Below are 25003 nucleotides of genomic sequence, written 5' to 3' on the forward strand. Positions count from 1 at the left end.
TAAAGAGGAGAGGAGTTAGGATTTGGAGGTTTCTGAGATAAGGGATTGGATCGGGTTATCTTTAGTCCCGGGAGTTGGACCAAAAAGGTTTGTCTCGCTTTTAAATCATTTTGGCTCACCCAGGCAAGTGTTTTCAGCCGGGTTAAGGGAGCTTAAGCAGATACCGGACATTGGTGAGATGACTGCTCAGAACATAAAAACCTTCAGCTCCTGGGAAGAGGCTGAAAAGCAAAGCCTAAGAGTGGGAAAAGACGGGATCAGATTCATCACTTTTAAGTGTGCTGAATATCCTCCTGGCCTGAAAAATATCTATGACCCTCCTCCTTTCCTTTTCGTAAAGGGGGAGATTAAAAATGAAGATTCTAAAGCTTTAGCCATTGTGGGGACCAGACTGCCGTCATCTTACGGCAAGCTCATCGCTGAAAAGATCACCCGTGAATTAGCAGAAAAAGGAATAACCATAGTCAGCGGGTTTGCCCGGGGAGTCGATTCGACCTCGCATCACTTTGCCCTGGAGTCAAAAGGAAGGACAGTTGCAGTTTTTGGGTCCGGGCTGGATGTTATTTATCCGCCAGAGAACAAGAAATTAGCTGAGAGGATTGAGAAAAACGGCGCTTTAATCTCAGAGTTTCTATTAGGCACAGAGCCGGAAGGGAACAACTTTCCTAAGAGGAACAGGCTGATAAGCGGTCTCTCCCTTGGGGTGATAATCATCGAAGCCGGAATAAAAAGCGGGGCGCTTCTCACGGCTCAGCTTGCCTTAGAGCAAGGTAGGGAGGTCTTCGCTATTCCAGGCAACATAAGCTCCAAGGGGAGCCAGGGGACCAACTGGCTGATCAAAAATGGAGCTACTCTGGTGACCCGGGCTGAGGACATCTTAGAGGAGCTGAAGAATGTTTTTTCCAATGAAACAGAAGAACCTAAGAAGGACATAGGTTTTTCACTTTCTGAGCAGGAACAAAAAGTTTACCAGCTCCTTTCCACTGAACCAGCTCACATAGACCTGATTGCCAGGGAAAGCCAGCTTACAACCCCCCAGGCACTGTCGCTTTTGCTTAACTTAGAGCTAAAAGGAGCTGTTAAACAGCTTTCAGGCAAGAATTTCATACGGGTTTAAAGGATTTCAAGTTGACGGAAAAGAAAATCCAGGTAATAAACCGCTTAGGGCTGCATGCTCGCCCGGCCGCTCTTTTAGTGCAGAAAGCCAGCCGGTTCCAGTCGGAGATCAGGCTGGTAAAGGATGAATACGAGCTGAATGCCAAAAGCATTATGAGTGTGATGATGTTAGCGGCGGAGATGGGGAGTTTCATAACCATAAAAGCCTGGGGCGAAGATGAAGCCCAGGCAGTGGAGGAGATAGCCAAGCTTTTCCTGGAGAAGTTTGGCGAGGACTGAGCAGCATCAGCAAAAAATAATAAACCTGAAAGGAATGTAAAGATAAACTCTAAAATGAAGAATCAGAAAAAAAATAGAATCTGGCTTGGGATTTCTGCCTCTCCCGGGATAGCAATTGGCAGGGTATATCGCCTGGACCGGGAGGAGATCAGGATCAAAGAGGAAGACCTGTCTTCGGATCAGGTCGAAAATGAGATCCTGCGCTTTAATAAAGCGCTGAACGAGGCGAAAATTGAGATTTCCAAGCTGAAGGATAGTATAGCTAAAAAGTTAGGACCTGAGCATGCCAAGCTTTTTGAAGCTTATCTTCTGATCCTCGAAGATGAATTTATCAACCAGCAGGTGTTTACCGGGATCAGGGAGGAGAAAAAGAATGCCGAATTCATATACAACCGGGTTGTTCAGAAAACCATTCAGACCATCTCCTTGTCCAGGGATGAATATTTAAAAGAAAGGGTGGCTGACATCTCTGCGGTTTCAAACCGGGTACTAAACCGGCTTTTAGGTAGAAAACAGCATACCATCGAGCCTTTAGAGACCCCGGGGATAATCGTCGCCCATTCCCTTGCTCCGGGAGATGTTGTGCAGATGAAAAAGGGGAATGTGCTCGGTTTTGCCACAGATACCGGCGGTAAAACCTCTCATGTGGCGCTCTTAGCTAAGTCCTTGGGTTTTCCGGCTGTGGTCGGACTAAAAACTTTTTTCTACAGCCTGAAGGGCGGGGAGATGTTGATTCTGGATGGGGAAGAAGGGGAGATAATTCTTTCACCAGATGAGCTTACCTTAAAGAGCTATGAAGCAAAAAGGGAAAAGCTTCTGGAAAGGAAGAGAAGCTTAGCTGAGCTGACCAGCCTTCTTGCAGAAACCAAAGATAAAAGGAAAATAGAGCTCTCTGCCAATATTGAGCTCCTTTCAGATGTGGACACTGCCATAGAAAACGGGGCGCAGGGTATAGGACTTTTCCGGACAGAATATCTTTATTTAGTCACTTCAGATCTTCCCGGGGAGGAAGAGCAGTATCAGGCATATTCTTCTCTTGCCCGCAAAGTCCATCCACAGAATGCAATCATCCGGACTTTCGACATGGGAGGAGATAAATTCGCTCAAGATGCAGAAAGAGTTTATGAGGCAAATCCCTTTCTGGGCTGGAGAGCGATCCGGGCCTGCCTTGATCTTCCGGATTTCTTTAAAATCCAGCTCCGGGCTATTCTCAAAGCCAGCTCGTTAGGAAACTTAAGGATTATGCTTCCTATGATCTCCGGGTTAGAAGAGCTTTTAAAGTCAAAAGAGCTTTTAGAAGAGGTCAAATCGGAGCTAAGAGAGAAGAAAGTTCCCTTTGATGAGAAAATCAAACTCGGGATTATGATCGAGATACCATCTGCGGCTTTAGAAGCAGATTCTTTAGCCCAGCATTGCGATTTTTTCAGCATCGGGACCAATGATTTGATCCAGTATACCCTGGCAGTTGACCGGACCAACGAGAGGATCGCGCATCTTTATCAGAGTTTTCATCCTTCGATTTTGAAACTGATAAAAAAGACCATAGAAGACGGGCATAAGAATAATATCTGGGTAGGGATGTGCGGAGAGATGGCAAATGACCCCAAGGCAACGGCTTTTTTAATAGGACTGGGGATAGACGAGCTTTCCACTTCTCCTTTAGCCATACCCCAGATCAAGAAAATCATCCGTTCGATTGAATTTGAAGAAGCCAGAAATCTGGTTGAGCAAGCAATGAAGCTTAATGATTCTAAGGACATAGAAAGATTCCTGGATGAAGACTATCAAAGAAAATTCAGCCACGAAAATTCTGCGAGGACTTAAAAGATGAACATAAAACCGGATTTAGACAATGTCAAAGGCATAAAAAAAGTGGATGCAAAAGGGATGTACGATTTAATCTATAATTTCCCCCAGCAATTAACTGAAGGTGCTCATCTCGGGTTCATCGCTGATTTGAAATTGCCTAACTTCACTCCGCAGAACATTATCCTTACCGGAATGGGGGGCTCTGCTATCGGTGGGGATTTAGCCCGATCTTACCTAACTTATGAACTTAAAGTTCCTTTTACAGTTTGCAGGAATTATCTTCTGCCGGAATACGTAAATGATAAATCCTTAGTCTTTGTCTCCAGCTATTCAGGTGAGACCGAGGAGACCCTTTCAGCTTTTCGGGAAGCAAAAAGAAGAAAAGCCAAAATCATCGCCATCACCTCAGGAGGGACTCTTTTTCAGGAATGTAACAAGGACCGATTCCCCTTCGTACTCATACCCAAGGGTTTTCCTCCCAGAGCGGCTTTGGGTTATTCTTTTACGCCGATCCTTATTGCTCTTTCTCGATTAGGATTGATTCAGGATAAGATAGAGGAGCTTGAGAAAACCTCTAAATTCCTTGAGGAAAAAAGAGCAGAATATGCACTGGATAAAAAGAAAAGCCAGAACCCAGCTAAGAGCTTAGCCGCAAACCTGTATGGAAAACTCCCCATAATTTATACCTCAGTGGATTATGTTGATGCCGTTGGGTACAGGTGGAAGGGGCAGTTTGGCGAGAACTCAAAGATTTTGGCTTACAATAACTATTTCCCCGAGTTCAACCATAACGAGTTGGTGGGCTGGGAGGTTTTAGACCAGATCAGGGATAAGTTACGGGTGATTGTTTTAAAAGATGAAGAGGACCATCCCCGAATCAAAGTCAGGATGCGGATAGTCAAAAATATAATTCAGAAGAAGAAGGTGAAAATAATTGAAATAGAAAGCCGGGGACAAAGTCTTTTATCCCGGATTTTCTCCTTGATCCAGTTAGGGGATTTTACCAGCTTTTACTTAGCTATCCTCAATCAAGTTGATCCTACACCAGTTGAGGTTATTGACTATCTCAAAAAGGAATTAGCTTCTAAAAAATGAGAAGAAGAATTGTCCTTTCACTCCTTACTGCAATTGCATTCTCCTCTGCCAGTTTCAAGCTTGCCTTTGCTTCTGAGAGCACTTCTGTATTCAGAATGGACAGGATAAATATCCTGGTTTTGTTTATCATCTTTTGCGCGGCTGTGCTTTTATATATCCGCAGTACCAGAAAGGGTAAGAAGTTTTTTATCCGCAAGATTAATGGATTAGAAGCAATAGAGGAGGGAGTTGGCAGGGCTACGGAGATGGGAAGACCAGTCCTTTTTATCCCTGGGATAGATGAGTTAGATGAGATTCAGACCATTGCCGGGCTTTCGATTTTGAGCCGGGTGGCTAAGATAACTGCTCAGTATAATACTCCTCTTTCAGTTCCAGTGCGTTATCCCCTGGTCTTGGCAGCTGCTCAGGAATCGGTCAAGGGGGCTTATTTAGATGCAGGCAAGGGGGATGATTATGATCCGGAGATGGCACAGTATGTGGCTGGAGAGCAGTTCGCCTTTGTGGCTGCTGTTCACGGGATTATGCACCGGGATAAGCCAGCCACCAACGTGTATATGGGCGCCTTTTATGCTGAATCTCTGCTTCTGGCTGAGGAAGGACAGGCGAGCGGAGCCATCCAGATAGCTGGAACTGCTAATCCGGAACAACTCCCTTTCTTCATAGCGGCCTGCGACTATACCCTGATGGGTGAGGAGCTTTTTGCAGCCAGCTCTTATCTTTCCAAGGAGCCTCTGATGTTGGGGAGCTTGAAGGGTCAGGACTGGATGAAGATTCTCCTGGTAATATGTATCTTTTTAGGGGTAATTTTTGAAACCCTGAATATCGGTGGTGGTTTCTTTTATAAACTTTTCATAGAGCATTGAAATTATGAGAACACAAATCAATACTGCCATAGCATTCTTGTCCGGTTTCATCATGATATTAGCTTTTTTCAGCGCCAACTCCGGGATAGTGAATTTCAGCCAGAATCTTTTAACCTGGGTCACTATCGTGGGAGGGATTAGCCTGCTCTTAGGGATAGTCAGTATCCTCAAAGTGAATTTGAAAGTTATCCAGGAAAAAGGAAAGGATTGGATTTTCAAGCTCGTTCTGGTCTTGTTTGTACTTGGTATGTCTATCTGCGGCATCATCTGGGGGATACAGGAAAAGACCCCCTTTGACTGGCTTTTTCAAAATATCCAGTCTCCTATGATGTCGACTATGTTTTCGATTTTGGCTTTTTTCATCGCCTCCGCAGCTTATCGGGCTTTCAGGGCAAGAACCCTGGAAGCTACTATCTTGCTTATTACGGCAATCATAGTAATGTTAGGCAGAACTCCTTTGGGACAAGCTCTATGGGATAAGCTTCCCACCTATGCGGACTGGATTATGGCTTATCCCAATTTGGCTGTGCAAAGGGGAATCATCATCGGCGCAGCCCTGGGTGCGGCTGCGATGTCTTTAAGGATTCTTTTAGGCATCGAGAGAACTTATATGGGATAGATGGAGTGTAAACCTTCAGGTTTACCTCAATAAGATCCGTAGGTCAAGCATGTCTGCCAAAGGCGGGCTGCTTGACAGATAGATAAAAAATAGTCAACCAGTCCTCTGGACATGTTTGACCTACTCGGTTAAGAAATTGATAATGTCGGGAGAGTTCAACAGAGCTTTTATTGTGGGGCTGGGAGCCCCGCCTACGGGTTCAATGGTTAAGTTTCTCGTAGGTTTCGGACACCCTTGCCCGACAGAGCCTCCTGATTTTTCCGAGCCCTAGCAAAAAAAAATAATTCAAGTTAGATGGAGAAAAATGAAAGTAAAAAGCTATAGGATCGAAGATATCCTGGTGATTGAGCCCCAGGAGAAGTTCCTGACCGGGGATGATATCAAGGAATTAGAAGATAAATTTGCCGAGGCGTATGCTGCGGGCAATTACAGAGTCATAATGGATTTTTCCAGGACCGAGCTGATATACTCTGCCTTCATCTCTGTGCTCCTGGAATATAGCCAGAAATTAAGGCAAAAAGGAGGCAGGATAAAGTTAGCCAATCCAGGGCTGGAGGTGAAAAAAATAGTGGAGGTAACCCATCTGGGTCAGATATTCGAGATTTATCCAAACCTGGAAAAGGCAGTAGAAAGTTTCAAAAAGGAAAATTAATCCTGGAGTGTAAACCTTCAGGGTTGATAAGTAGGTAGTAGACAGGGAAAGAAGATTTGTAGGTCAAGCATGTCCCCTTGGGGACTGCTTGACGAGTCGGGTCTAAAAGATGAACTCCTTTTTAAAAATATTCTCTTCTCTTAAGGCACTGGATCGAAGGTATATCTTCCTTTTGATCGGCGTGGCGGTAATTTTGCCTCTTATTTTCCCTCTGGGCTTGCCCTTGGGGGTTACCCAGCCTTCTTTGGACTTATATAATAAAGTAGAAAGCCTGAAGGAGGGCTCGGTTGTCCTTTTGACTTTCGACTACTATCCTTCTACTCTGCCTGAAACTGAGCCGATGTCCTATGCGGTTTTAAGACAGCTTTTCAGGAAAAATGTTAAGGTCGTAACTGTAACCACTATTCCTTTAGGAGCACTTTCGGTGATGGAGAACGTGGTTAAAAATGTAGCCAGGGAATATGATAAAAAATATGGAGTAGATTACGTCAACTTAGGTTATAAGTATGGATATCAGGCGGTGATGTTAGGTATGGGCAGGAGGATTGCTGATATTTTCCCATCTGATGCTTATGGCAACAAGTTGGAGACCTTGCCCTTGATGCAGAGGGTAAAAAACTACAAAGATGTAGATTTTATCTTTATAGTCTCTGACAATGCCACTGTGGATTACTGGGTCTCCTTAGTCAATGCCCAGTTCGGAACCCCGATGGGGGCAGGGGTTACCGCAGTGATGGCACCCAAGTGTTATTCTTTTCTGCAGACCAAGCAGCTGGTGGGTCTTTTAGGAGGGATGAAAGGGGCAGCCGAATACGAGAAGCTTACCTCAAACCTGGGCAGAGCCATGCGCGGGATGGACTCCCAGTCGATCATTCATTTTGCAATAATATTTTTTGTGGTCTTAGGAAACTTAGGATATTTTGCCACCAGGAAAAAAGAGGCTTCAAAATGAGTTGGGAATTCTTTGGGACAACTCTGGCTGCTTTCTTTACCTTGTCCCTTTACAGCTTTCTGTACAAGGATAACCCTTTCTACAAGCTGGCAGAGCATGTTTTCGCCGGAATCTCAGCCGGCTATTATGTCGGTCTGATCTGGCATTCGGTCATCAAACAGCAGCTCTGGACTCCGCTGTTCAACGAGAGACAGTATCTTCTGATCATCCCTGGAATTTTAGGCCTTTTAATGTTCACCCGGTTTTTTTCAAAGGTCTCCTGGCTTTCCAGGTTTTCCTTAGCCTTTGTGGTGGGGAATACTGCTGGTATCTCCCTGATCAGACAGCTTCACGGGCTGATCCTGCCTCAGACCAGGAGTACGTTCGTAAACGTAGTCTCTTTGTCCGGGTTAGTGATGGTGCTGGGGGTCATCTCCACCCTGATTTACTTCTACTTTTCCAAGGAGCATAAAGGTGCCTTAGGCGCGGTAGCGAAACTCGGAATCTGGTTTATAATGATCTCATTTGGCGCCTCGTTTGGATATACGGTTATGGCAAGGGTCTCGCTTTTAATCGGCAGGGCGCAATTTCTTTTGACAAATTGGTTGCATATTATTAAATAAAGATTATTTTAGAAGACTATGAAGGTCATAATTCCAGTAGCCGGAATAGGCTCCAGGCTGAGACCCCTTACCCATACTGCGCCCAAAGTTTTGCTGCACGTGGCAGGCAAACCGATCTTAGGGCACGTCTTGGATGGCTTGAAAGGGTTAAAGATAGACGAGGTGATCTTCGTGATCGGGTTTATGGGCGAAAAGATCATAGATTATGTGCGGAAAAACTACAAGTTCAAATCATCTTTCATAAAGCAAAAAGAGTTAAAAGGACTGGGCTATGCAGTTTATTTAGCCACCAGATCCGTGAAAAGGGGTGAGCCTCTTTTGATTATCTTAGGGGATACAGTTTTCGAGATGAACCTCAAACAGGTCACAAAAGAAAACCACGATGCCTTAGGTATAAAAGAGGTAGACGACCCGAAAAGATTCGGTATAGTGGAACTCAAGAACGGATATGCTTCAAGATTAATCGAAAAGCCGGACCGTCCAACCAGCAAAAAAGCTTTAGTAGGGGTCTATTACTTCAGGAGCGGGGACCTGTTGAAAAAGGCACTGGGGGAGATCATTAACGAGGGGATACGCACCAAGGGAGAATATCAGCTTACTGATGCCCTGCAGCTTATGATCGATAAAGGTGTGAGATTCCGCACTTTCGATGTGGATGGCTGGTTCGACTGCGGAAAACCAGAAACACTTTTGGAGACCAACCGGCACCTTCTTTCTAAGATTAAAAAATCAAGAGACGTAAATGGAAGCGTGATTATTCCACCGGTTTACTTACCGAAAAACTACCTTATAGAGAAATCAGTTATAGGTCCTTACGTCTCGATTGGAGAATGTGCGATCATTCGCAATTCTTTCATAAAAAATTCTATTGTAGGAGAGAAATCTGAAGTCTGTCACTGTTTGTTAGATTCTTCTTTAGTTGGAAATAACTCACGGGTACTGGGGAAGTTTCAGAAACTGTATGTGGGAGATTCGTCAGAAGTAGGACTGGATTAAGAAAAGTAGACAGTGGACAGCAAACAGCAAACAGTAGGCAGGGAAAAGATAAAAAAAGAAAGGATTGAAGATGGAGAAGAAAGATTATTTCTTTACCTCGGAATCGGTTACTGAGGGGCATCCGGATAAGGTGTGCGACCAGATCTCGGACGCAGTCTTAGATGAGGTGATAAGGCAGGACCCAACTGGAAGGGTTGCCTGTGAGACCTTCATCACTGTGGGATTGGTCATAGTCGGGGGTGAAATCACCACCACCGGTTATGTGGATATCGCCGGATTGACCAGAAATCTGATCAAGGACATCGGATATACTCATTCTAAATATGGTTTCAACTACGAGACCTGCGCAGTTCTTAATGCCATAGGGTCTCAATCTCCTGACATCGCACAGGGCGTAGATGTAGGTGGAGCAGGGGATCAGGGATTCATGGTCGGTTATGCCTGCGATGAGACACCTGAGCTTATGCCGATGTCGATCTCTTTAGCCCATAAGCTTTGCCGGAGGCAGGCTGAGGTCAGAAAAAAGAGGATTTTAAATTATCTGGGTCCGGACGGCAAGTCTCAGGTCACAGTGGAATACAAAAATAACGCTCCACATCGGGTCGATTGTGTGGTTTTATCTTCCCAGCATACTGAAGATATCCTTGATAAGACCGGTAAGAAGATTACGGAGAAAGCCAGGCAGGAGATTATCGAGAACATAGTGAAGCCGGTCATAGGGAATTTGGCCGATGGGAAGACCAAGTACCTGGTCAACCCGACCGGAAAGTTCGTCATCGGAGGTCCCCAATCAGATACTGGCATGACCGGTCGTAAAATCATCGTGGACACGTATGGTGGAATGGCTCCACACGGTGGAGGCGCTTTTTCCGGCAAGGATCCTACCAAAGTGGACCGATCTGCTTCCTATATGGCAAGGTATATTGCCAAAAATATCGTGGCCGCAGGCTTGGCTCAGAAATGTGCAGTTCAGCTCGCTTATGCCATAGGCGTGCCTGAGCCGGTATCGGTTATGGCTGATACTTATGGAACTGCCAAAATTCCCAACTCCCGTCTGGTCAGCTTGATCAAGAAGCATTTTCAACTTACACCCAAGGGAATGATCGAGATGCTGGACTTAAGAAGACCCATCTATCTGAAAACCGCGGCTTACGGACATTTCGGCAGAACCGAACCTGAGTTCACGTGGGAAAGATTAGATAAGATAGAAGATTTAAAAAAAGATGCTTAAACGCTCAAAAGGGAAAAAAGTAGACAGTATACAGTAGACAGGGGAAAAAAGATAGGGTGGAGAATGTGCCCTATATGCTGTCTACTACCTACTATCTACTTAAAACAAAGGAGCAAAAATGAAATATGACGTCAAAGATTTGAAATTGTCAAAACAAGGCAGATTAAGGATCGAGTGGGCGGAGAAAAATATGCCGGTTTTAAGGATGATCCGGGAAAGGTTCAGAAAGGAAAAGCCCCTGCGAGGATTTAAAATCTCAGCCTGCTTGCACGTTACCACGGAAACTGCCAATCTGATGGATACTTTAAAAGCAGGTGGAGCTGAGGTGGTTTTGTGTGCCTCCAACCCTTTATCGACACAGGATGATGTTGCCTCCTCCCTGGTTCAGGATTTCAAGATACCGACTTTCTCAATCAAGGGTGAAAATAATAGGGTGTATTACCAACATATCAACTCAGCCCTGGATATAAAGCCGGATATGACTATGGATGATGGCGCAGATTTAGTCTCCACCCTGCAGTCAAAAAGGAAAGACCTGATAAAAAATGTCATCGGAGGAACAGAGGAGACCACAACCGGAGTCCTTCGCCTGAGAAGTATGCAGAGAGATGGAGTTTTAAAGTATCCCATCATAGCTGTGAACGATTCCAAAACCAAATATTTTTTCGATAACCGGTACGGGACAGGCCAGTCCACCATAGACGGAATCATAAGGGCAACCAATTTCCTATTAGCCGGCTCCAAAGTAGTGGTGGCAGGTTATGGCTGGTGTGGAAGAGGTTTTGCCCTTAGAGCCAAGGGGATGGGTGCAGACGTGATCGTGACCGAAGTCGATTATTTGAAGGCAATAGAAGCCACGATGGATGGTTTCAGAGTTATGCCTATGTCAGAAGCAGCTAAGATCGGAGATGTCTTCTGCACCCTGACCGGAGACATCAACGTTCTCCGCCCGGAACATTTCAGGATAATGAAAGATAATGCCGTGATCTGCAATTCCGGGCATTTCAACGTGGAGATAGATATTCCGGGCTTAAAGAAGATGTCCAAGGGGAAAAGAAAAGTCAGGGAGTTTGTGGATGAATATACTTTGAAAAATGGAAAAAAGATAAATCTTTTAGCCGAAGGAAGACTGATTAATCTCTCTGCTGCTGAAGGACATCCGGCTGTGGTTATGGATATGAGCTTTGCCAACCAGGCGCTTTCAGTTGAATACCTGGTCAAGTCAGGAAAGACTCTACAGAGGAAAGTCTACGTGGTGCCGGAAAAAATCGATTCCGAGATCGCCCGGTTAAAATTACAGTCGATGGGGATTAAAATAGATAAATTGACCCCGGAACAGAAAAAGTATCTGGCTTCCTGGGAAATGGGAACTTAAAATAAAAGTTTAATGGTTCAATAGTTCAAGGGATTAAAAAAATCCGTAACGCCCGACCTTTGTGTCGGGCGATTTTTTTGTAGGGGCAGGCCCCCGTGCCTGCCCTTTTAATTTGGGCGAACACGGGGGTTCGCCCCTACATTCATTGTAAAGACACATAGCCATGCGTCTCTTGTTCGTGCGGGAATTGGAATTCCCGCAAGTAATTAGATTGGTTCGGGAAATCCTATTCCCGAACCAACTTAGAGTTGAAGTAGAGACGCATTGCATGCGTCTCTTTTTTGGAAATTAGTTCTTTTTGGGTAAGAAAAGAATGTAGCGGTCCCGCCTTTGGCGGGATCAGACCTCCATTATGGAGTGCATCCATATGGATGCATGCACCCCGCCAAGGCGGGATGCACTCCAAAAAATGGAAGGCTGAAGTCTCAAGACCTTGAGGCCTTCCTCTACATTTGATCACCCCACCTTGTGGGCAAGGTGGGGATACCGGTTTGGTATTCACCGTTGCCACAGGAGTGGCAACGCTACGCTAAAACCCATCTTGTGGGCAAGATGGGTATACCGGTTTTGGCATCCGTAACGCCCGGCCCCGTTTTAGCGGGACGTCGGGCGTTTTTTTATTGACACCAGAATTTTATCTTATTATAATTTAAACCGAAGGTGACCAAATGAAAACCTTGCCCATTACCGTTGACAAAGCTCATATCATTACCATCGGAGAAAAGCTTTATACTGAGAGCATCGAGTTAATTCGAGAGCTGGTTAACAATACCTATGATGCGGATGCCACCGAGGTCAAGATCGCCTTAACTCCGGATGCCATCGCGGTTGAGGACAATGGAACGGGAATGGACCTTGAAGGATTGAAGCAGTATTTTAACATCGGTTCACCAGAAAAGAAATTACACACCAGATCTCCTAAACTGGGAAGAGATCGAATCGGCCAGTTTGGCATAGGTAAATTTGCCACCCTTTCCGCCTGCGATGTTTTTGAAGTTCATACTCAATGTCAAGGTTTTGCGGCTAAAGTTACCTTTGATAAAAAAGACTGGGAAAAAAGTGGCGATAGCTGGCAACTACCTTTAGAGACACCACCCTATGATCCCGAGCGGGGGGATGGAACCACGGTGATTTTATCAAAACTGAGAAAACGATTTGATCCCAATCTGGTGGAACAGAGAATTGTGGAAAGCTGTCCCATTCGGGATCCACAATTTAAAGTTTATCTGAATGGCATGAGAGTCAGAGCCAGGTATACCCCAGGCAGGCGAGTTCCATTTTTGGAAGGGACCAAATTCGGACCAGTACACGGAGAGATAATTATTTTGCCAGAAGCTAAAGCGACCCCCGAGGAACTGGGAATAGAATGCAAGGTCAAACAGGTTACCATCAAAAGAGAGTTTTTCGGGATGGAATCTTGGGGCAAAGATATCGCTCGAATTAGAGGGGAGGTTGACGCTGACTTCCTGCCAATCTCCAGCTCGCGGACTAATTTCATTCTGGATTCGGAAGAATATAAAGCCTTCTACGAGGTGATGGAGAGCGTTAAAAAACAATTAGGAAGATTGAAAGAAGAAAGAGACAACAGGTCAACCAGAAGGGCTTTAAGAGAAGCTCTGCATAGAGTTCAGGATGCCTTAGCCCAAAATCCTGAGTTCGCACCGGAGGGAATCCTGCCGGTTGCTTTTGAGGCCGGAGGACTGGGAGAGGCTGGAATGGTCAAGAAAAAAGGAAAAGCTAAAGAAGAGACCATTGGCGAAAAATCAAAAAAGGAAAAAGGAACAAGGAAAAAGGAAGAGAAAAAACCGATGGTTTCCCAGCTCACACCAAATGCTGTTGTGCAAAGGTTAAAGATGGGAAAGACCGGCATCACTTGCTGTCTGGATCACTTTGGACCAGATGGACCAGAATGCATGACTGAGGGGGTCACCATTTTTGTTAACCGCGATCACCCTTTGTATCAAAGGCAAGTGAAAAACATGAAGACTCACACTATGCACGTTGCCCGCCTTTTGACCCAAGAGATCTCCTTGATGAAATCCCCACCTGATCCGCGCAAAGCTTTTGAAAGACAGAGCAGACTTTTGAAAGATGCCTTTGCAAAAGATTAGTCAACCCTTTTGGGTTCAATAGTTTTTTTCTGTAGGGACAGAACACTGTTCTGTCCCTACATTTTTTGCGACTACTTCTTCGCTTTGAACAAAAGCACCAATCCTACAATTCCGAAGACCAGGTTGGAGATCCAGGCGGCTAAAAGAGGTGAAAATTTATGGGAGTAGCCAAAGGACTGTCCGATCCTTAAAAAAGTATAATAGACAAAACATATCGCCAGGCTGAAGGCAAAGCTCAAAGCCAATCCTGATCTCCTGGGGCTGGTTGCCAGGGTGCAGCCGAAAAGGACTATGACCAGATTGGCTAAAGGGAAAGAGATTTTCAAATAAAGATCGGTTTTTTCTGCGGCGACGTCCTGCCCGGTTTTCTGCTTGAGCAGGACATAGTTTTTAAGCTCCTGGTAGCTCATCTCTTCAGGCAATTTCTGCTCCCGGGTTAAGACCTCAGGTTTAATCTTTAGATCAAACCTCAGTGTCCGTTCAAAAGGTAAATATTTTTCAGGAGATAAAGAGGAATCAGAGAAGATCCTCTGGCTTCCCTTAAAGAATATCCAGCCGTTTCCTCCCCAGATGATCTTTTCTGCGCGGATCTCCTCTTTCATCTGGTTATCCTTGAAAGTCTGAAATAATACCCCTTCGCCTGTTCTGTTCTGGCTATTGTAATGGTTCAGATACAGAATCTGCTGGTTTTCAGTCTGCAGGTAGACATCATTGTACATCGTTTCACCGAGATTGGCTTTTTTCTCTATCTCCCTGGAATGAATTTTCCGGCTGAGCCGATTGGTGTAAGGGATCAGATAATTCCCAGCCATCATCACCAGAAAACTCATGACCAGAGCTAATCCAAGAAGCGGGAAAAGGATTCGGTATAGGCTTACCCCCGAGGATTTCAAGGCTAAAAGCTCGTTCTGCCTGGAGAGGAGTCCTAAAGAGAAAAGGGAGGACAAAAGCATGGCAATGGGCAAAACCAGAACAAATATGTAAGGCGAAAAGAAAATATAATATTTGATGATTGAACTCAAGGAGGCGTGCTGGTCGATGAAAGTATCTATATGCTCCACCACGTCCACTATCAAGAAGATTATCCAGAAAGACAGGAGCGCGAAAAAAAGGACGTAGAGGAACTGTTTCAACAAATATCTATCTAAAATCTGCATAGAGAAGGTCTCGTAGAGTATAAAACCTCAAAGTCTTGAGACTTTGGCTTATTTTATTATAGGTAAACCTCAAGGTTTACACTCCAAGTTTTCTTCAAGAAGTTTTTTCTCAGAGTCTTTCAAGTAAAACCCTTTTAGAGGTCAGTCCCGAAAAGAACTTTTCTAAACTTTTTCGGGATAAATCTCTCAGCCCATTTCCAGGAGATAAAGGTCATCTCCTTAGTCGATCTTACCAGAATGTAAGTTCCGGCTAAGGCTAAGAGGATATTGGCTGACCACATTGCCCAGAAGGGTGAAATATAAAGCCGGTCTGCCAGTTCCTCTCCTCCTATCAGGAAAGCCCAGTATAATACAAAGAAGACTAAGGAGAGTCCCAACCCCACTGCCATATTCCCTCTCCGGGACATAATTCCCAAAGGCGCCCCTATCAGGACAAACACCAGACAGGCGAAGGGAATCGAGTACTTCTTCTCTATTTCGACCAGGTACGAATTTTTATCCTTTTCCTGAGAGAAAAGGTTCTGGGTTTCCATCTGAAGCTGATAAAAAAAGTTTTGATTTTTGAAAAAAATGCTGGTCAAAACCTCTTTTTCATTTGAAGGGTTGGAGGCCGGAGATGAAACGATTTTTCTGCCAAAAACCTCAGATATTCTGTCTTCTGCGAGCTTATTCAGGCTGCCCAGCTCTGAGTCCGTGCTTTTTTCTATATTCCTGACCTGCTCAGACATCATTCGGATGTTCATCTCCCGGTCGGTGCGGTAATTAGAGCCTGCCTGGATAAACTTTCCCTCAACGTTCGGGATATAGATGGTCTGTTTTTCGAAGCTTATGCGGCGATACCTCCCTGGCTCGTTCTGATCTGCCTCATGTACTTCACCTTTTTCTAAGTTTAAAATCAAGGTGCTTCTATCCTGAGAGAACTCAATTTTTCCCTTCTGGGCGAGAATGGTCCTGGGAAATGGTCCTTCTACCTTTTCATAGATAGTTATATCTGAGATCTCGTTATTTCCGGGATTGATCTTTTTAATCAAAATATGATAGCCAGGGATCTCGTCTATGAACCTATTTTCTTTGAGGATCAAAGTCGGTTTTATCTGGTGAAGCTCAGACATCAAAATACGTGCCCGGTGATTTGCCTCAGGCAGAATTCTATCGTTGAAGTAGATCAAACCCAAAGTCAAAATAAGAGAGAAAAGAAGAGGGGAAAAGACGATACGATAAAGGCTTACTCCTGAAGCCTTCAAAGCAGTTATCTCGTTGTCCTGAGAGAGTCTTCCAAAAGCCATCAGAGTAGAGACTAAGACCGCCATAGGAATAGACAGGGCTAACATCCAGGCTAAATTCAAGGCAAACGCCTGAAGAACAATCAGCAAGCTCACCCCTTTTCCAATTATCAAATTGAGCAGCTCTAAGAGAAAATCCATTATCAGGACAAAGGTAATTATGGCTAAGCCAAAAAAGAAAGGTCCTATATGCTCTTTTAAGATGTAGCGATAAATTATGGGCATTGGTTCAACCGATTTTCCTGAATTTCGTCCTCCGGGTAGCCGCAGACTTTATGTCTGCGTTCTTATCTTTGTCAGGTGTTCACGCAGCCTGAAGGTTGCGGCTACCAACTTTTCTACGACTCACTCCAGATTTTTTTTTAAATATAAGCAGAAACCGTTTCATTAACAACTATTTTGTTCTTGACTTTTGTTCGGCTATTTCGATATTATTAACAAAATTGTTGATCGATGAAAAATATCTGGATAAAAGACCTAAAGCCTGGCACCGAGGTTACCGACTTCTTTGTGCTCAGAAAAAAAGAGATCAAGCCGTTTAACGGGCAAAAATACCTGAAGTTAGAATTAGGGGATTCCACAGGCAGAATTGATGCTGTTCTATTCGAGAATGTTGAGGAATCGTATGCTGAGGCTGAACCCGGGGATATCGTTAAGGTTAAGGGAATGACAGTAACCTATCGAGAAGGTCTGGAGATAAAGGTCGAAAAGCTGAGAAAGGCTAAGGAAGGTGAAGAGGATCCTCTGGATTTCCTTCCCAAATCGGAGATGGACCTAGGGATGCTCTTTGAAAATTTCCTGAAAAAAACCGAGAAGATAAAAAACCAGCATCTAAAGAAACTTCTGGGCGTGATTTTGGAAGATGAGAAATTGACCCGGAAACTTAAAATCGCACCTGCCGCCAAGCTCTGGCATCATTCCTATTTAGGCGGGCTTTTGGAACATACTTTAAAGGTGGCTGAGTTTTGCGAGAAAGCGGCTGACCTGTACGAACTGGTAGACAGAGACCTGCTCCTTACCGGTGCTCTGCTGCACGACATCGGTAAAATCTACACCTATTCGATTGCCGGTTTCGTAGATTATACAGATGAAGGCAGGCTTTTAGGCCATATCGTGTCCGGAGATGAGCTGGTTTATCAGAAGATCAAAAAGATCGAGGGCTTTCCGGAGAATTTAGCTTTAGAGCTAAGGCATCTGATCCTGTCACATCAGGGGGAGTTAGAGCTTGCTTCACCGGTGGTGCCTCAAACTATAGAGGCGATAATCTTACACTATGCAGATGAGATGGACGCTAAAGCCGGAGCATTTTCCGAGATAATCAAAAGGGAGACCCTGCAGGGGAAAACCGGGAAAAAATGGAGCGATTGGATTCCCCTAATTCGCCGATATATCTATTTGGGAGAGGAGATGAACAAAACCGTCTCATCCCCTTTGGAAGAAGAGAAAGCCAATGATTCTACATAAACGGAACGGCTTTCCCAATGCACAAATCTAAAAAGCCATTGAGGAGGAGGAATGGGTTTTTTTGATTTTATATCTAACGATATAGGGATAGATTTAGGCACAGCCAACACCTTAGTATTCGTCAGGGGTGAGGGGATTGTATTAAATGAACCTTCTGTGGTTGCGTTAGAGGTATCTTCTAAAAAAGTCTTAGCAGTGGGAACTGCTGCCAAGGAGATGATAGGCCGGACTCCGGGAGAGATAGTAGCAATAAGACCTTTAAAAGATGGGGTGATTGCTGATTTCGAGACCACGGAAAAACTTTTATCAGATTTTATTAAGAGAGTGGTCAGACACCGCTACCTGATGAAGCCCAGAATCGTCATCTCAGTTCCCTCAGGGATCACCGAGGTGGAGAAAAGGGCGGTCAGGGATTCAGCCGAGAATGCAGGTGCCAGAGAAGTTTTTTTAATCCAGGAGCCGATGGCAGCTGCTATCGGCGTAGGATTGCCAGTGGACCAGCCCACCGGAAGCATGGTCATTGACATAGGCGGAGGAACTTCAGAGATTGCAGTCATCGCCTTGAACGGGATAGTCAATAATATCTCCATCCGGATTGGCGGGGATGAGATGGATGAAGCCATAGTCCTCTATCTCAAAAAGAATTACAACCTTTTGATAGGAGAGAGAACCGCAGAGGAGATCAAGATCAAAATCGGCTCAGCCTTCCCCCTGGAAACCGAAGAGGTGATGGAGATAAAGGGAAGAGACCTGATTGCTGGGATTCCCAAGACCATAAAGATCAGCTCAGTTCAGATAAGGGAGGCTTTAAGCGAGCCGGTGGAATCTATAGTCGAGGCAGTAAGACAAGCGTTAGAACAGACCCCGCCGGAGTTAGCCTCAGATATTTTGGACCGGGGGATAATCGTTACCGGGGGCGGGGCTTTGCTTAAAGGGTTGGATAAAAGATTAAGGCATGAGACCAATCTGGCAGTAATTGTGGCGGATGACCCCCTGACCTGTGTGGCGCGCGGGACAGGAAAGGTCCTGGATAATCTTCCTTTTTACTCCAAGGTTTTGATAAAGAGTAAAAAAGACTGATAAAGATAGTTTTAAGTGGTCAGTGATCAGTGTCCAGTATTTCTAAGAAGGGTAAACTCTGGTTTGCCCTTTATTTTTTGATTAAACTTTCAGGGTTTGCCAGTGTCAAATAAAATAGAAAACCAGAAGATGAACGAGGAGATCGTCCGGGAGTTAGTTCGGAGGTTTAAGCACGGAGAGGAAAAGGCTTATAACGAGCTGGTCAACCTGTACAAGCAAAGGATTTTCAATCTGGTCTTGAAAATGGTTCGCAACAGAGAAGATGCTATGGACTTAGCCCAGGAGGCTTTTGTGAAGGCGTATCGTTCCTTAAAAGATTTCAGAGAGGAAGCAAGCTTTTCAACCTGGCTTTACCGGATAGCTGTGAACCTGTGTTTGAATTTTACTCAAAGAGATAGGTTCAGGTCTTTTATCCTTTTGGAGGATTTGACTCAACCGGTTTTGTCCTCTGATTCCCCTCTTAAAGACCTTGAACAAAAGGAGCTTGACAAGGCTATAGATCAGGCGGTGCTGAATCTGCCCGGTAAGCAAAGGACGGTGTTCATATTAAGGCATTATCAGGAATTGCCCCATTCGGAGATAGCTAAAATCCTGGACAAAAGCGAAGGCACCATTAAAGCTAATTATTTTCAGGCTGTAAAAAAGCTCAAAAAATCTTTAGCCGGTTTTATGGAATAGAAATAGGCGAAAATTATGAGATGTAAAAACATACAGGTTAAGCTGGTAGATTATTATGAGAACTCTATCTCCCCTGAGGAGAGGAATTTAGTTCAGAGCCATCTGGAGATCTGCTCAGACTGTCAAAAAGAGCTGCAAAAAATCAGTTCAACCTTTGAATTACTGAAAAATGAGAGTGCCTATGAGCCGGATGAGGCATCCTGGGTTAATTTTGTGCCTGGGGTCAGAGCAAAAATCGAGAAAGGCCAGGGAGCCACTCTTGTTCCTATTCCAAGGTTGAAAATAGCTGGAGGAATCGTCAGCCTGGCACTGGTCTTGTTATTAGGTATCTTTTTGTTTAAGGAAGACCAAAGGGTTATGTTTAAATCCAGCCAAGAGCCATACAGTTACCTCTTGCCGGCTGAAGGCGAGAAAATAGACCAGCTTTTCTATGCAGAAGCAGGTAATGAAAGCTCGGCCAGTAAACTTTTTTCAGAAACCGACAGAGATAAATTGGCTCTGGCAGAGATAGAGTTGGAAAAAAATAATTGGGATAAGGGGGGAAAGGAAGAGGCTTTAGAAGAACTGGATTTAAAACAACTGGAAAATCTAAAGAAAGACTTAGAAAAAACAAAATTCAAAAGGGAGATTTTATGAAAAAGCTTAAGCTCTCAGGGATGCTCTTCCTGGTCTTTATTTTTGTCTTGACTGCTCAAGCAGTTCACGCTCAAAGACCTCCTGCTCGACCTTTCCCGGAGGAAGGTAAAAGGGAAAGGTTAAGGGAAGAGATCGAGACTATGAAGATGTGGAAGATGTTAGAGGTTCTGGATTTGTCCCAGGAACAATCGGATAAATTTTTACCTGCCTGGAGAGAGATGCAGAAAGCGCAGAAGATCTTCAGGGAAAAAAGGGAAGACCTTTTGAAGTCGCTGGAAGCAGTTTTAGGAGAAGAGAAACCGGATGAAGGCAAAATAAAAGATATCTTGAGACAGTTAGAAAAAGAGAGGGTCCAATTGGAAGAAGTCCAGCAAAGGTTCAGAGAAAAAACAAAAGAGATCCTGACGTTGGAGCAGCAGGTAAAACTTCTGCTGTTTGAGGATAGATTTGAAAAAAGGATGATGGAGATAATCAGACAGTACCGAGGAAAAAGAGGATTTGAACAATAAAAATTAAGGAGGTGAAAAGATAATGAGTCTAAAGAAACTGACCATGCTTTCTGTCGTAATACTGGCTTTCCTGTTTCTTACGACAGGTTTAGTTTTCTCTCAAATGACCGAGAGGGAGAAACCTTCTAAATCAGGTTTGGGCCTTTCTCCGGAGCATAAGGAAAAAGTTAAGAGCATTGCTTTCGAGGGGAGAAAAGAAGAAATTCGGCTCCATTCTGACCTGGAGATTGCCAACCTGGAGTTAAGAGAGCTTTTGCATCAGGAGAAGCTTGACAAAGCTAAAATTAATAGGAAATTGGATGAGATAGGAGCTTTGAGGACCAAGCTGGAGAAGGCTAAAGTCGACCAGCTGATGGCTTTTAGAGACGTTCTGACCAAAGAGCAGATTCAGAGCTTCAGAGAAAGAAGACTGCACCGTGCATTCGACCGAAAAGTAATACGGAAAAGAATAAAATTAAATGAGGGAAGGTCACAGAGATTCCAGAGGCAGGGGATGGGAATGGGACCTCTTTCCGAAGAGGCAGCACCTTCGCCTTTAACTCAAGAGGAGGAAATGGAACTCTCCATTGCTCCTGAAGAGCCACCTGTAGATCCGGAACAGGCATTAATGGAGGAAGAGCTTGCCCCTTTGTTTGATGAGGTCGAACCAGCACCGCCTATGGAAGAATTTCAACCTTTACCGGATGAAGCGCCTCTACCCGAAGAATTGCACTAAGCACCCCATTCACTTCTTCTATTTTTCTAAAGGAGCCCCCTTAGGGGGCTCTTCGTTTTTTATACATGGTAGGACAGACTTTTAGTCTGTCTCCGGTTGGACGACAGACAAGTAAGGGCACATTGCAATCTGCCCTTACAGAAACGATTGACCCACATTGCGGGCAACGTAGGTCTACTTTTCTCAGGTTAGGACTAAGGTAGGGGCGACCCGGCGGGTCGCCCCTACAGATTATCTAAAAGTCACTTCAGTACCTTACTCAAAAAAGCTATTGTTCGTGGGTTTTGGGGTGAGTTTAAGATGTCTTGGGTTTTTCCTTCTTCGATGATTTTGCCCTGATCCATAAAGATTATCCTTTTCGCCACCTCCCGGGCAAACCCGATCTCGTGAGTTACCACCAGCATGGTCATACCCTCCTTAGCGAGATTTTTCATGACCTCCAAGACCTCGCCTATCATCTCCGGGTCTAAAGCCGAGGTTGGCTCATCGAATAGCATTATCTTGGGATTCATAGCCAAGGCTCGGGCAATGGCTACTCTCTGCTGTTGCCCGCCTGAAAGCTGGTTGGGAAATGAGTTTTTTTTGTCCAGAAGCCCCACTTTTTTTAAAAGCTCCAGAGAGATTTTCTCGGAATCCGGTTTACTCCTTTTACGCACGGCCTCCTGGGCTAAACAAAGATTTCCTAACACTGAAAGATGAGGGAAAAGATTGAATTCCTGAAATACCATTCCCAATTCCTCTCTGACCTTATGGATGCTTTTTTTATCCTTGTCTAATCTTATCCCATCGATTATGATTTCGCCGGAATCTGTTTTCTCCAAACCATTCAGACACCTGAGCAGGGTGCTTTTGCCAGAACCTGAGGGTCCGATTATAACCACCACCTCACCTGATTCGACCCCAAAATTGACCCCCTCCAGGGCAATGATTTCGCCAAATCTTTTGCTGATTTCTTTAGTCTGAATGATCATAAATGCATACCCACGCTCTAAGGGGATGTTATCATCCCCGTCGCTAATCCTCGGGATGATAACATCCCTCGGGGAGCAGGATCATATTTTGGCACATACCGCGTAGGGGTGGAGCTTGTCTCCACCCCTGCACTTGGGCAGAGATAAACTCTGCCCCTACTCGATTCATAAACTAATCAATGCGGTATTCCATAGCCATGCACCCTATATTTTTTCTCCAGATAGGAGACCAATCTGGATAAGCTCAAGGTCATTATCAAATAAATTATGCCCACCACCAGCCAGGTCTGGAAATCTATAAAATGCTGGGAGTAGTATTCCCTGCCTGCTCGGGTTAACTCCCTTAATCCTATAATAGAAACAAGGGAGCTATCTTTCAGGGATGCTATGAACTCGTTTGCCACTGGCGGGACTATGATCCTTAAAGACTGAGGCAGGATCACAAATCTCATTGTCTGGTAAGGTGTCATTCCCAAAGATAGGGCTGCCTGGTACTGACCTTTGTGAATTGCCTGGATACCAGTTCTTATTATCTCTGCCAGATAAGCTGAGTAACATACTGCAATGGCGATAACGCCTGCCAAAAAGCGGTCTAAATTAAGAACCTTGCCCAGGCCGAAATAGATGAAGAAGATCTGAACCAAAAGCGGAATCCCTCTCAACACATCCACATAGATTTTGGATAAAGCTTTGATTAAACCTCTCTGCGATAACCGGGCTAAACCTATCAAGAGTCCTAAAATCAGAGCTAAAGCAAAAGCCACCAGGGTTAGCTTGATGGTCATCGGTATTGCTGGGGCAAGGAAAAAAAGGATATTTTTCAGGATATGAAGCTGAAATGAAATCCAATTGACTATTTGCTGCAGGAACATATTAAGAAAGGCTCCTAACGTTGTCGGGAATTTAAAGAATGGGCAAAAGAAGTCAAGGGGAATGTTGGGTGTTTTTTCTGGAGTGCAAGAGCTTGCTCTTGCATTAACAAGCTAATGCACTCCAATTTCAGATGCGCCGTAGGGTCGGCTGACCAGACGAATAAAATGGCGTAGGGGAGTATTGCAATACGCCCCTACAAAAAGCTAGATTTATCGAATCCCAAATTGATTAAGAGCCATAATTGAATCTGTCGATAATTAATATGCGACAACCATAGGGTCGTTCCCTGCTTGATGCAACTTTAGGAGATAATATGGCTCTTCGTTTCAAGAAAAACGAGTTTTACTGTTGGAAAAAGGGTGAAATAACGGAGTGTATGGTCGGCCTTAGGCCTATCGATATAAAACATGATTTTGATTTCAGAGATAGGCTATGGGTACACATCTCTAAAGATAAGAAACTTGTTATCCTGAGAGACGAAGGACATCCAACGAAAGCAGATAGTGTGTTCAGATTAATTGATGAAAAGGATGAAAAGGCGGTTTATGGCTTTCTCGGTAAGAAGATTCCCAACCCTTTCGCCAGCATATTCAAAACTAAAAGCTGGAGAATTTGGCAGGAGGAATGGAGGTCCATGACAAAATTAGTCAAAGTAGAAATAGAGACGAGTCATGATTTCTCTGGTGTATTGATAAATAGCAGAATACATTCACCCGAAGATCTCTCTGTAGAAATAAAGAAAGTTGCTACTGAGTTGGGATTAGAATTAAACGAAAATAAAGAGTTGGAAGGCATAAATATATTTACAAATCGCGTTTTTCGTTAGCTGTGGGGGCTAAGGTCACACGCAAGCAGAGTTGGTCTACTACCCTCAATTTACTTGAGGTTTTACCCTATGATTAGCAAAGTCATCACCCCTTTTAAATGCAGCCAATGCGGGACTGAGTTCTCAGAAATGGATGGAGGGATTTGCTATTTCTGCCACGAAGTTTTCTACCAGGCTCATTTGCTTATCGTTTTTGCTGGCAAGAAAGATATAAAGCATGTCTGTCTGAGCTGTAAGGTAAAATATATTGACGTGAAAATTGAAAAAGAGAATTGATCGTTAATGGTAGGGGCACGGCGCGCCGTGCCCCTACATCTATTGTATCCTGGTCTGAACTGAGAACCACTTATTATTGAGGTTTTCTAATTTGCCAGAAAGCTCTAAAGAGATGAGGGCGTTATTTATTGCGTCTAATAATCTTATTTCCCCTTTTCTTACTGCAATGCCATAGTTCTCTGAGGAGAGGTCTGTTCCCACTATCTTTGCATTTCCGCGGAAGGCTATTATCCGCTGAGATGTGGGCTTATCATTGATTATGGCATCTAATTTACCATTCTCTAAATCGATAAAAGCCGCACTGATATTGTCGAAAGAGATGACTTCAGCACCTTCTACCTTTTTAGCTAAAAGCTCGCCGGTTGTGCCTAACTGAACTCCGATTTTCTTCCCCTTTAGGTCAGTCAGAGAATTAATGTCCTGCCGGTCAAGTCTTACCGAGATCGACTGGCTGGCATGGTAATACGGTTTGGAGAAATCTATAACCTGTTCCCTTTCCGGTGTGATGGTAAATGAGGAAATGATGGCATCATATTTTTCGCTGTTTAAACCGGAGACTATGCCGTCAAAGGGAACTACTACATATTCGCACTTGACCCCTAACTTGTCGCAGATTTCATCCATCAGGTCTATATCGTAACCTACGAGCTTGCCAGTTTTATCCTTAGACTCAAAAGGAGGATAAGTGGCATCTGTTCCCACCAGAAGCTTTTTCTCCTTCATCATTCTGGAAAAGGCATCCGGTTTTTCTTTAGAACAATCAAAAGAGAACAGAAGGATGAAAAGCCAGACAAAAATAACAAATGTTCCGAAAACTTTGAACCGATTTAGCATA

26 protein-coding genes are annotated in these 25003 nt (G+C 44.3%); 21 read left to right on the top strand and 5 right to left on the bottom strand.

Annotation, left to right across the window (positions count from 1 at the left end):
• Positions 1–22 precede the first annotated feature (22 nt).
• From dprA to MUP17_03985, 13 genes are all read left to right on the top strand, one after another.
• Positions 23–1117 (top strand): DNA-processing protein DprA, encoded by a 1095-nt coding sequence (gene dprA, locus MUP17_03925; protein MCJ7458121.1) that lies wholly within the window; start codon positions 23–25, stop codon positions 1115–1117.
• 11 nt (positions 1118–1128) lie between these two features.
• The gene (locus MUP17_03930; GenBank protein MCJ7458122.1) at positions 1129–1395 is read left to right on the top strand and encodes an HPr family phosphocarrier protein; all 267 of its coding nucleotides are present in this window, start codon (positions 1129–1131) and stop codon (positions 1393–1395) included.
• A 54-nt stretch (positions 1396–1449) separates the two neighbouring features.
• A complete protein-coding gene (gene ptsP / locus MUP17_03935) occupies positions 1450–3219 on the top strand; it encodes a phosphoenolpyruvate--protein phosphotransferase (protein MCJ7458123.1) in 1770 nt (589 codons plus the stop codon).
• Positions 3220–3222: 3 nt separating this feature from the next.
• On the top strand, positions 3223–4299 hold the full coding sequence (locus tag MUP17_03940) for a bifunctional phosphoglucose/phosphomannose isomerase (GenBank protein MCJ7458124.1): 1077 nt from the start codon (positions 3223–3225) through the stop codon (positions 4297–4299).
• Complete coding sequence (locus MUP17_03945) at positions 4296–5162, top strand: hypothetical protein (protein ID MCJ7458125.1); 867 nt, start codon at positions 4296–4298, stop codon at positions 5160–5162. The genes MUP17_03940 and MUP17_03945 overlap by 4 nt, the downstream gene beginning before the upstream one ends.
• 4 nt (positions 5163–5166) lie before the next feature.
• Positions 5167–5781 (top strand): hypothetical protein, encoded by a 615-nt coding sequence (locus tag MUP17_03950; protein ID MCJ7458126.1) that lies wholly within the window; start codon positions 5167–5169, stop codon positions 5779–5781.
• Between the two features lie 304 nt (positions 5782–6085).
• The gene (locus MUP17_03955; GenBank protein MCJ7458127.1) at positions 6086–6433 is read left to right on the top strand and encodes an STAS domain-containing protein; all 348 of its coding nucleotides are present in this window, start codon (positions 6086–6088) and stop codon (positions 6431–6433) included.
• Between the two features lie 109 nt (positions 6434–6542).
• Complete coding sequence (locus MUP17_03960) at positions 6543–7385, top strand: hypothetical protein (GenBank protein MCJ7458128.1); 843 nt, start codon at positions 6543–6545, stop codon at positions 7383–7385.
• Entirely contained in the window at positions 7382–7987 is a 606-nt protein-coding gene (locus MUP17_03965) for a hypothetical protein (GenBank protein MCJ7458129.1), read from the top strand. Before MUP17_03960 ends, MUP17_03965 begins: the two co-directional genes overlap by 4 nt.
• An 18-nt stretch (positions 7988–8005) precedes the next feature.
• A complete protein-coding gene (locus MUP17_03970; protein ID MCJ7458130.1) occupies positions 8006–8983 on the top strand; it encodes a sugar phosphate nucleotidyltransferase in 978 nt (325 codons plus the stop codon).
• Positions 8984–9053: 70 nt separating this feature from the next.
• Positions 9054–10214, top strand: a complete 1161-nt coding sequence (gene metK, locus MUP17_03975) for a methionine adenosyltransferase (protein MCJ7458131.1) — start codon at positions 9054–9056, stop codon at positions 10212–10214.
• 118 nt (positions 10215–10332) lie between these two features.
• Entirely contained in the window at positions 10333–11589 is a 1257-nt protein-coding gene (gene ahcY / locus MUP17_03980; protein MCJ7458132.1) for an adenosylhomocysteinase, read from the top strand.
• A 668-nt stretch (positions 11590–12257) separates the two neighbouring features.
• Entirely contained in the window at positions 12258–13700 is a 1443-nt protein-coding gene (locus MUP17_03985) for an ATP-binding protein (GenBank protein MCJ7458133.1), read from the top strand.
• A gap of 71 nt (positions 13701–13771) precedes the next feature.
• Here MUP17_03985 and lptG read toward each other — a convergent pair whose 3' ends face one another.
• Both lptG and MUP17_03995 read right to left on the bottom strand, forming a co-directional pair.
• Positions 13772–14857: an LPS export ABC transporter permease LptG gene (lptG, locus tag MUP17_03990; GenBank protein MCJ7458134.1), complete on the bottom strand. Its 1086-nt coding sequence runs from the start codon at positions 14855–14857 to the stop codon at positions 13772–13774.
• A 134-nt stretch (positions 14858–14991) separates the two neighbouring features.
• A complete protein-coding gene (locus MUP17_03995; GenBank protein ID MCJ7458135.1) occupies positions 14992–16365 on the bottom strand; it encodes an LptF/LptG family permease in 1374 nt (457 codons plus the stop codon).
• A gap of 228 nt (positions 16366–16593) precedes the next feature.
• Here MUP17_03995 and MUP17_04000 point away from each other — a divergent pair, with 228 nt between their 5' ends.
• The 6 genes from MUP17_04000 (at position 16594) to MUP17_04025 (ending at position 21222) form a co-directional block, all read left to right on the top strand.
• Positions 16594–17604, top strand: coding sequence for an HD domain-containing protein (locus tag MUP17_04000; protein MCJ7458136.1), 1011 nt, complete (start codon positions 16594–16596; stop codon positions 17602–17604).
• A 51-nt stretch (positions 17605–17655) separates the two neighbouring features.
• A complete protein-coding gene (locus MUP17_04005; protein MCJ7458137.1) occupies positions 17656–18684 on the top strand; it encodes a rod shape-determining protein in 1029 nt (342 codons plus the stop codon).
• Positions 18685–18786: 102 nt separating this feature from the next.
• On the top strand, positions 18787–19362 hold the full coding sequence (locus tag MUP17_04010) for a sigma-70 family RNA polymerase sigma factor (GenBank protein ID MCJ7458138.1): 576 nt from the start codon (positions 18787–18789) through the stop codon (positions 19360–19362).
• Positions 19363–19377: 15 nt separating this feature from the next.
• Positions 19378–19998, top strand: coding sequence for a zf-HC2 domain-containing protein (locus tag MUP17_04015; protein ID MCJ7458139.1), 621 nt, complete (start codon positions 19378–19380; stop codon positions 19996–19998).
• Entirely contained in the window at positions 19995–20507 is a 513-nt protein-coding gene (locus MUP17_04020; protein ID MCJ7458140.1) for a periplasmic heavy metal sensor, read from the top strand. The genes MUP17_04015 and MUP17_04020 overlap by 4 nt, the downstream gene beginning before the upstream one ends.
• 22 nt (positions 20508–20529) lie before the next feature.
• The gene (locus tag MUP17_04025; GenBank protein MCJ7458141.1) at positions 20530–21222 is read left to right on the top strand and encodes a periplasmic heavy metal sensor; all 693 of its coding nucleotides are present in this window, start codon (positions 20530–20532) and stop codon (positions 21220–21222) included.
• A gap of 242 nt (positions 21223–21464) precedes the next feature.
• On the opposite strand, the gene MUP17_04030 is transcribed toward MUP17_04025, so the two are convergent.
• Positions 21465–22190, bottom strand: a complete 726-nt coding sequence (locus tag MUP17_04030) for an amino acid ABC transporter ATP-binding protein (GenBank protein ID MCJ7458142.1) — start codon at positions 22188–22190, stop codon at positions 21465–21467.
• Between the two features lie 179 nt (positions 22191–22369).
• Entirely contained in the window at positions 22370–23065 is a 696-nt protein-coding gene (locus tag MUP17_04035) for an amino acid ABC transporter permease (GenBank protein MCJ7458143.1), read from the bottom strand.
• A gap of 314 nt (positions 23066–23379) precedes the next feature.
• Between MUP17_04035 and MUP17_04040 the strand changes: the two genes are divergently transcribed.
• Together MUP17_04040 and MUP17_04045 are read left to right on the top strand one after the other, a co-directional pair.
• Positions 23380–23892: a hypothetical protein gene (locus MUP17_04040; GenBank protein ID MCJ7458144.1), complete on the top strand. Its 513-nt coding sequence runs from the start codon at positions 23380–23382 to the stop codon at positions 23890–23892.
• A 69-nt stretch (positions 23893–23961) separates the two neighbouring features.
• Positions 23962–24168, top strand: a complete 207-nt coding sequence (locus MUP17_04045; GenBank protein MCJ7458145.1) for a hypothetical protein — start codon at positions 23962–23964, stop codon at positions 24166–24168.
• A 39-nt stretch (positions 24169–24207) separates the two neighbouring features.
• On the opposite strand, the gene MUP17_04050 is transcribed toward MUP17_04045, so the two are convergent.
• Positions 24208–25002, bottom strand: coding sequence for a basic amino acid ABC transporter substrate-binding protein (locus MUP17_04050; GenBank protein MCJ7458146.1), 795 nt, complete (start codon positions 25000–25002; stop codon positions 24208–24210).
• Between the last annotated feature and the right edge of the window lies 1 nt (position 25003).

Source organism: Candidatus Zixiibacteriota bacterium, from assembly GCA_022865345.1.
Lineage (GTDB): Bacteria > Zixibacteria > MSB-5A5 > MSB-5A5 > RBG-16-43-9 > RBG-16-43-9.

What these genes read in the sequence shown, in the direction of transcription:
- MUP17_04020 (MCJ7458140.1), top strand. Translation starts at nt 19,995, where the DNA reads ATGAAAAAGCTTAAGCTCTCAGGGATGCTCTTCCTGGTCTTTATTTTT.
- MUP17_03960 (MCJ7458128.1), top strand. Translation starts at nt 6,543, where the DNA reads ATGAACTCCTTTTTAAAAATATTCTCTTCTCTTAAGGCACTGGATCGA.
- MUP17_03955 (MCJ7458127.1), top strand. Translation starts at nt 6,086, where the DNA reads ATGAAAGTAAAAAGCTATAGGATCGAAGATATCCTGGTGATTGAGCCC.
- MUP17_03995 (MCJ7458135.1), bottom strand. Translation starts at nt 16,365, where the DNA reads ATGCCCATAATTTATCGCTACATCTTAAAAGAGCATATAGGACCTTTC.
- MUP17_03985 (MCJ7458133.1), top strand. Translation starts at nt 12,258, where the DNA reads ATGAAAACCTTGCCCATTACCGTTGACAAAGCTCATATCATTACCATC.
- MUP17_04005 (MCJ7458137.1), top strand. Translation starts at nt 17,656, where the DNA reads ATGGGTTTTTTTGATTTTATATCTAACGATATAGGGATAGATTTAGGC.
- MUP17_04015 (MCJ7458139.1), top strand. Translation starts at nt 19,378, where the DNA reads ATGAGATGTAAAAACATACAGGTTAAGCTGGTAGATTATTATGAGAAC.
- MUP17_04000 (MCJ7458136.1), top strand. Translation starts at nt 16,594, where the DNA reads ATGAAAAATATCTGGATAAAAGACCTAAAGCCTGGCACCGAGGTTACC.
- MUP17_03965 (MCJ7458129.1), top strand. Translation starts at nt 7,382, where the DNA reads ATGAGTTGGGAATTCTTTGGGACAACTCTGGCTGCTTTCTTTACCTTG.
- ptsP (MCJ7458123.1), top strand. Translation starts at nt 1,450, where the DNA reads ATGAAGAATCAGAAAAAAAATAGAATCTGGCTTGGGATTTCTGCCTCT.
- MUP17_04025 (MCJ7458141.1), top strand. Translation starts at nt 20,530, where the DNA reads ATGAGTCTAAAGAAACTGACCATGCTTTCTGTCGTAATACTGGCTTTC.
- MUP17_04035 (MCJ7458143.1), bottom strand. Translation starts at nt 23,065, where the DNA reads ATGTTCCTGCAGCAAATAGTCAATTGGATTTCATTTCAGCTTCATATC.
- MUP17_04050 (MCJ7458146.1), bottom strand. Translation starts at nt 25,002, where the DNA reads ATGCTAAATCGGTTCAAAGTTTTCGGAACATTTGTTATTTTTGTCTGG.
- MUP17_03940 (MCJ7458124.1), top strand. Translation starts at nt 3,223, where the DNA reads ATGAACATAAAACCGGATTTAGACAATGTCAAAGGCATAAAAAAAGTG.
- MUP17_03950 (MCJ7458126.1), top strand. Translation starts at nt 5,167, where the DNA reads ATGAGAACACAAATCAATACTGCCATAGCATTCTTGTCCGGTTTCATC.
- MUP17_03970 (MCJ7458130.1), top strand. Translation starts at nt 8,006, where the DNA reads ATGAAGGTCATAATTCCAGTAGCCGGAATAGGCTCCAGGCTGAGACCC.
- metK (MCJ7458131.1), top strand. Translation starts at nt 9,054, where the DNA reads ATGGAGAAGAAAGATTATTTCTTTACCTCGGAATCGGTTACTGAGGGG.
- ahcY (MCJ7458132.1), top strand. Translation starts at nt 10,333, where the DNA reads ATGAAATATGACGTCAAAGATTTGAAATTGTCAAAACAAGGCAGATTA.
- MUP17_04045 (MCJ7458145.1), top strand. Translation starts at nt 23,962, where the DNA reads ATGATTAGCAAAGTCATCACCCCTTTTAAATGCAGCCAATGCGGGACT.
- MUP17_03945 (MCJ7458125.1), top strand. Translation starts at nt 4,296, where the DNA reads ATGAGAAGAAGAATTGTCCTTTCACTCCTTACTGCAATTGCATTCTCC.
- MUP17_04040 (MCJ7458144.1), top strand. Translation starts at nt 23,380, where the DNA reads ATGGCTCTTCGTTTCAAGAAAAACGAGTTTTACTGTTGGAAAAAGGGT.
- lptG (MCJ7458134.1), bottom strand. Translation starts at nt 14,857, where the DNA reads ATGCAGATTTTAGATAGATATTTGTTGAAACAGTTCCTCTACGTCCTT.